Below are 2198 nucleotides of genomic sequence, written 5' to 3' on the forward strand. Positions count from 1 at the left end.
GCATCGAGCGGCATTGCACTCTCCGTGGCAGCCGTGGTAACTCAGGGAAATCGCCGTGCAAGCGAGCGACTGCATCAGGACCCGATTGCCAAGCGAGATATCCTCATTCTCAAAGGTCACAATGTTCAATACGGAGCTCCTGTTGAAACCATGGTTTACCTTGGCGGCGGCAGACTTGTCGAAGTTGGCTATGCCAATGAAGGTAAAGCTGAGCATATTGAAGATGCGATTACAGAAAATACAGCCGCTATTCTCTACGTGAAATCCCATCATGCTGTCCAAAAAAACATGATATCCGTTGAAGAAGCATGGGATATCGCACAGCGCAATAACGTGCCTCTGATCGTGGATGCTGCTGCAGAAGAAGATATTCAGAAGTATGTGAAATACTCCGATTTAGCTATTTATAGCGGTTCCAAAGCAATTGAAGGCCCTACTTCAGGTATTGTCGGCGGCAAACGCACTTATATCGAATGGCTTAAAGTTCAACTTCATGGCATCGGTCGGAGCATGAAAGTCGGCAAAGAAACTTCTTTTGGCTTGCTTCAAGCACTTGATGAATATGGGGTTAAAGAAGACAAGAGCGAGCAAGAAAAAGCTGCTTTACAAGTGCTAATGCCGCTAAGCGAATTAAAAGGCATCAAAGTGACGATCGTACAAGACGAAGCAGGCCGTGCCATTTTCCGTGGACGCATTCAAATTGATCCCGAGCAAGCCGGAACGACAGCTAAAGAAGTCGTCAACGGGCTACTCGAAGGTGAAATCGCTATTTATACACGTGATTATGGCGTGAGACAAGGCTATTTTGATATCGATCCACGTCCTCTTCAAGGCGATGATATTGAGGTTATCGCTGCTCAAATACGCAAACTAGCAGGAGGTCAATAACATGTCCAACATGGCAAAAAGATTATATAAAGGCCGCGCAGCGCTTAACGTGCTTGCTAACTCCGTTGAAAATGCGAAAGAAGTATTCGAAGCCGCAGAGGGTTATGTGCTTGTCGGCGTTCTTTCGAAAGATTACCCAACCGTGGAAACTGCTGTTGCTGCAATGAAAGAATATGGCAAGGCAATTGACGAAGCCGTATCCATCGGTCTAGGCGCTGGCGACAATCGTCAAGCAGCTGTGGTTGCTGCGATTGCCAAGCATTACCCGGGTACTCACATCAATCAAGTGTTCCCTGCTGTTGGCGCTACACGCGCTAACCTTGGCGAGCAAGACAGCTGGATCAACAGCCTGGTCTCTCCTACTGGCCGCGTCGGCTATGTCAATATCTCTACAGGTCCTGTGAGCGCGGCTCAACCAGAGCACGCTATCGTCCCTGTCAAAACAGCTATCGCGCTAGTTCGCGACATGGGCGGAAATGCCCTCAAGTATTTCCCGATGAACGGCTTGAGCTGTGAAGACGAGCTTCGTGCTGTTGCACAGGCTTGCGGCGAAGAAGGCTTTGCTCTTGAGCCAACTGGCGGCATCGACATGGACAACTTCGAAACGATTCTGCGCATCGCGCTCGAAGCCAAAGTTCCGCAGGTCATCCCACACGTGTATTCGTCTATCATTGATAAAGCAACAGGAAAAACGAATGCATCGGATGTACGCGAACTGCTCAGCATCATGAAGAAACTGGTTGATCAACATGGCTAAGCGAATTGCTGCTTTTGGAGAGGTTATGATGCGCCTACAGGTGCCAGGTTATGAACTCTTGTCCCAAGCCAGCTCGCTCAACTACACATTTTCCGGCACTGGAGTGAACATCAGCTCTGCACTTGCTCGCTTCGGACATACCGGGTTCCTGGTTTCCAGATTGCCGTCCAACGCAGTGGGAGATGCAGCAGAAGCTTACTTACGTAAATTAGGCATCAACTCGTCGATGATTTCCCGCGGCGGCAACTATGTCGGCATGTATTTCTTAGAAAATGGTTTCGGTGCGCGGTCAAGCCGTGTGACCTATTCCAACCGCCAGGAAAGCAGTTTCAACACTGCCCCTGAAAGCACTTATAATTTTGCTGAAATTGCTAAAAATATTGATATGATCCATTTCTGCGGGATTACTCTGGCCATGAATGATAACGTGCGCCAGCATATGAAAGCCTTGGCCAAAGAAGTCAAAGCTAATGGCGGTACGGTTGTTTTCGATTGCAACTATCGTCCAGCCCACTGGGGTGAAGGCGGTTACGCAAAAGCAAAACCTCATTAC

Annotated in this window: 3 protein-coding genes; all 3 read left to right on the top strand. The window is 48.7% G+C overall.

Translation table 11 applies throughout. From position 1 onward, the window contains the following. On the top strand, window positions 1-888 hold an 888-nt coding region (locus tag AC1DUA_RS34760; RefSeq protein WP_477504076.1), incomplete at its 5' end, for a DgaE family pyridoxal phosphate-dependent ammonia lyase. Window position 889: 1 nt separating this feature from the next. Continuing rightward, window positions 890-1645 (top strand): 2-dehydro-3-deoxy-phosphogluconate aldolase, encoded by a 756-nt coding sequence (gene dagF, locus AC1DUA_RS34765; RefSeq protein WP_477504078.1) that lies wholly within the window; start codon window positions 890-892, stop codon window positions 1643-1645. After that, window positions 1638-2198, top strand: a 561-nt coding sequence (locus AC1DUA_RS34770; RefSeq protein WP_477504079.1) for a sugar kinase, incomplete at its 3' end; no start/stop codon positions are given. The genes dagF and AC1DUA_RS34770, both read left to right, overlap by 8 nt.

The sequence above is a fragment of the Paenibacillus sp. 01T422 genome (assembly GCF_056398785.1).